4 protein-coding genes are annotated in these 4,565 nt (G+C 67.1%); all 4 read right to left on the bottom strand.

The features are described 5' to 3' along the window. Positions 1-87 precede the first annotated feature (87 nt). Complete coding sequence (locus tag HUK84_RS11005; RefSeq protein ID WP_176640339.1) at positions 88-675, bottom strand: polysaccharide biosynthesis/export family protein; 588 nt, start codon at positions 673-675, stop codon at positions 88-90. Positions 676-702: 27 nt separating this feature from the next. Continuing rightward, a complete protein-coding gene (locus tag HUK84_RS11010; RefSeq protein WP_176640340.1) occupies positions 703-2,031 on the bottom strand; it encodes an outer membrane beta-barrel protein in 1,329 nt (442 codons plus the stop codon). Continuing rightward, a complete protein-coding gene (locus HUK84_RS11015; protein ID WP_176640341.1) occupies positions 2,031-3,203 on the bottom strand; it encodes a glycosyltransferase family 4 protein in 1,173 nt (390 codons plus the stop codon). Before HUK84_RS11015 ends, HUK84_RS11010 begins: the two co-directional genes overlap by 1 nt. 11 nt (positions 3,204-3,214) lie before the next feature. Further along, on the bottom strand, positions 3,215-4,565 hold a 1,351-nt coding region (locus HUK84_RS11020; RefSeq protein ID WP_176640342.1), incomplete at its 5' end, for a polysaccharide biosynthesis tyrosine autokinase.

A 4,565-nucleotide genomic window follows, 5' to 3' on the forward strand; every position in this document is an offset into this window, starting at 1 on the left:
CCGTGCCCGACCTGTCAGTGATGGAGGACGATTCCCCGCCCACCCCGGCGGCGCCCACCGCCGCCGACGCGCCCGCCGCGCCGGAATTCAGAAATATCGCTCATAGACGGTTATGACGTCGCCGGGCTGCAGCAGGGAATTGCGCTTCACCCGTCCTTCGGCGGCCTGGCCGTCCGGGCCGGAGCGGACCGCGCCGGCATAATCGGTGATCGCGCGATAGGTATAGCCACCCGCCAACGCCACCGCGCTCAACGTCGTCATGCCCGGCATATAGGGATATTGCCCCGGATGGGCGACTTCGCCCAGGACGAAGATCGGCCGGTACTGCGTGACCTCGACGGACACGCTGGGATGGTTCAGAACGCCCTCCGCCACCAGGCGGGAGGTGATGGCACTCTCAAGCTCATGCGTCGTCAGGCCGGACGCCTGGATCGACCCGATCAGCGGAAAGGCGATCCGCCCGTTGTCGCCGACGGTAAAGCTGTTGGTCAGTTGCAGATCGTTATAGGTCAGCACCCGCAATTGATCGCCCGCCCCCAGCCGATAGGCCACATTGGCCGGCGGCGGCATCGGCGGCAGGCTGCTCCCGGGGGCGCAGCCGGCCAGCGTCGCCAGCGCCGCCAGGCAGACGATGCGAACAGGCGAAGGCATGCGGCGCGGAAAATAAGCAGTCATCAAGGTCCTCCGGTCTTGCGGTGGGCGTCATTCGGCGAAACTGAACCCGAGTGAGACATAATTGCTGGCGAAGGTCGACTTCCGCGTCGGAAAGAGCGGGTCGGGGGGCAGGCCGCCATGGGAAAAATCGTTCACATGGCTATAGGACAGCGATGCGGTGACATAGCGGTTGATCACCCAGTTCGCCGACACGCCGAATTTGAACAGGGTCTGCGTGCGCGACGCGGTGCCGGCGACCGTGCGCCCGGTCTGGCTCATCCCGCCTTCCGCATAGCCGCGCAGGACGACCGTGCGGCGCAGTTCGTGGTCCCATTGCACGCGCCCGTCGGTCACGGTCTGGTTCCGCGCAAAGGGCGAGGCCGGGTCCAGGATGCGCCGATAGAAATAGATGCTGATCGTATCCCGCCGCCGCGGCGTCCAGATCGTGTCGATCTCGAAGGTCGGGGTGGTGACCGCGGGCGCCGGGCCGTGGGTGAAATGGCGCGTCTCGCCCCCCGCCAGCAGGCGATAGCGGATGACCGAATCCGCATTCAGGTCCAGCCCCAGGAATCCCGCCCCGTCGGCATAGTCGTTCCCCTCGCCCCCGTTGGTGAATTGCGCGGTCGAGCCGCGAAGGATCATCACCGCCGCATTGCCGGTCGACAGTTCGAAGCGCGACGTCAGCGAACCCGTCTCCAGGCGATGGCTGAGGCTGGCATAGCTGGTATCGATCCCGCCGCCCAAGGCGCTGCCGAACGTGTAATCCTCATAGATCGCCGCCGGAATCAGGCTGAAACGGCCGAACAGCTTCGTATAGGTCAGCCGGACGTCGTTGGCGTCATAGGGCACCGGACGCGACACGCCGAAATTGCCCAGATCCATCGACGACAGATGCAGTTGATAATGGGTATAGCCAAGCGCCAGCGTGTCGTTGCCCAGGGCCACCGACCCGCCGGTCCCCGCGCTCCAGTTCGTGTAATCGGCGAATGGAATCGACGGAAAGCGCCTGTCGCTGACGGATGCGAAAACCCCCAGCGCGTTGCGCGTCCAGTTGGAATTCAGCTTCAGCCCGCCGTCGAATTCGAATTCCGGGCTCGCGGTATGCGGCGCCGCCAGCGTGTTGGTGTTGTACCCGCCCGCCACCGCGGCCGAAGGGCGCAGGATGAAACTGCCGACCGGAATGCCGGCGGGCCGGTTGCTCAGCAATTGACGCATGACGACGGAATCCGCCTGGTCCGGAGACGAGTAGCCCGGCAGGTCGGACGGAAAATATTGCGAAATCAACTGCGCATGAGCCGGTACACTCCAGGCCGCGACCGTAAGCGCCGCCAGAGTCGCCAGGTGATGCCGGATGCGCCCGGCATGTTCCGCCGCCATCAGGTCAGCGTGCCTCCCCGGGCCGCGTCCATTGCAAGGGGCTGGGGCACCGCGGCGCTGCCGTCCGGCAGGACCGACCTGTACAGCTCGGCATAGCGGCGCGCCACATCGTCCCAGTCATAACGGGACGATTCCGCGATCGCACGGGCCCTGGCGGCGGACACGTGCGCCTCGCCCTGCCGATGCAGGTCGCGCATGTCCCGCGCCAGCCCGTCCAGGTCCTGCGCCTGGCGCACGATCCCCACCTGCGTCTGCTCGACCAGGCGGCGAAAGGGCACGATATCGCTCAGCACGGGAATCAGCCCCGCCGACAGGGCCTCGACCGCTGCCAGGCCGAATCCTTCATGCTGCGAAAGGCAGCAATAATAACTGGCCTCCCCGAAAAGGCTCCGCAACATGTCGTCGGACGGCGCGATCACGAAGCGCGTGGCCTCAGCGACCCCCGACGCCCGCGCGGCCTCGGCCAGATCGGCCTCCGTCTGGTCGGCGGGGCGCCCCGCCACGATCAGGCGCCAATCCTCCCCTTGCGCGCGCAGCCGCGCGAGAAGGGGAAAAAGCAGGTCGATCTGCTTGTGCCGCGCGAAGCGGCCGAAACTGATCATCGTGCGCGTCGGCGCGGCGGACGACGCGGCGCGGAATTTCCGCTGGTCGATCCCGTTCTCGATGGTCAGCAGCCGCTTCCCCGCGATCGGGGCGAACATCTGCGCATCGCTCACGCTGCAGGCGACGATGCGCTTATAGGCATGCAATGACGCACGGGTCAGGGTCTGGAACCAGAGCGCCTTGACCTGCCGCAGCGCCTTCGTATGGAAAAACCCGCCATGCGTCGACGCGACCAGCGTCCGTCCATGCAGCCAGCGCGTCGCCGCCAGGTAGTCGAAGAAAAAATCGATGGCGTGCACATGGACGATATCCGCCCCGGCAAGATGCGACAGGATCTGGGGCGCGATCGGATACCGCGTCGACCCGGACCAGCCGATCCGCTGCACCGGCACCCCCTGCACGACATCCGTGGGCGGCAGGACCGCCGGATCGCCGAACACGCGGTTCAGCGTCACGACCCGCGCGTCGATGCCCAGATTGTCGCGCTGCACCCTGCAGAGATTCAGGACCGAGTCCTCAAGGCCCCCGACCGAGGGGCTGAACTGCCGTACGATATGGATGGTCTTCAAGGGGACGATCCTCAGGACTGATACGGTAATGCAAGGCGTCGCGGCTGGCCGCTATAGGGCGCCCCCGGAAAGGCGCCGGCCGATTCCTCCGCCATCGACACGACGACGCCCGTGACATTCGCGCCATAGGATTTAAGCCGTTCGATCGACGACGTCACGGCGGCGCGCGACGTCTCCAGCCACCGGCATACGAACACGGTCTGGTCCGCGACGGCGCCGTAAACCAGCCCGTCCGGCATGCATTGCAGGGGCGGGCTGTCGATGATGATCAGGCTGTAGGACTGGCTGATCGTCTTCAAAAGCTCGCGCAGCCGCGCGATCTCCGCCGGATCGAACGCAAACATGCCGGGCGCGCCGGCCGAGATGAAATCCACCCCCGTCTCGCCGTCCCGCTGGACGACATCCGAAATCGAGGCCGTTCCGGTCAGCAGTTCCGTCAGGCCGCGCTGCGCCGGCACGTCGGCGCGGCGCCCGGTGCTCTGGCGGTGATCGCCGTCGATGACCAGCACCGGCTGGCCGCCGGTCCGGGCCAGGGCCGACAGCCAATAGGTCAGCGACGTCTTTCCTTCCCCGCCCGCGGCCGACGTCACGGCGATGACCCGCCCGCGCCCGGTCTGGACGGCGGACAGCGACAATTGCGCAAGCAGGCTGCGTACCGCTTCGCTGGCGGTGGAAAACGGCGCGTCCAGCACGTGCCGGCGCACCGCATGCTTGTCGCGCGCCGCGATCCTGGGAATGGCCGTCAGAAGCGGCAGGCCGATCAGCGCGCGCAACTGCTCGATCTCGCCGAAGCCCGGCGACAGCAGGTCGCGCAGGAAGACCGCGGCCCCGGCGGCGACCAGCGACAGGACCACGACGCCCATCAGCAGCTTCTTGCGATTGGGAAAGGTCGGCGCATCGGGCGGCGAGGCATGCGAAACGAAGCTGACGGGCGGCTGCAGCAGCGCCACCCGATCGACCATCTCCTTCGACCGTCCCAGAAACGCCTCATAGACCTCGCGCGCGCTCTGCGCTTCCTGCTCCAGCATCAGATACTCGGCCTGCGGCGAACTCTGAACGCTGGCCTGCTGGCGCAACTGATCCAGGTCCTGCGTCAGTTGCGCGACCTCCGCCCGGGCCGAGACGACCTCCTCGTTGATCGACGACAGGGCGGCGCGCAATTCGCTCGCCAGGCTGGCGCGGGTCGCGGCGATCTGCATGTCCAGGCCGGCCAGGTCGGGATGATGCGGTCCCAGGGCCTCCGCCTTCTGCATGCGGCTCGCCTCCAGTTGCGACAGCGTATTCGCCGTCGCGACCAGGATCGGCTGCTGCGTCAGCTCGACCAGCGCGCGGCCTTCCCCCTGGGCGCTCGCCCGGGACAAC

The sequence above is a fragment of the Nguyenibacter vanlangensis genome (assembly GCF_013376155.1).
Taxonomy (GTDB): Bacteria; Pseudomonadota; Alphaproteobacteria; order Acetobacterales; family Acetobacteraceae; genus Gluconacetobacter; species Gluconacetobacter vanlangensis.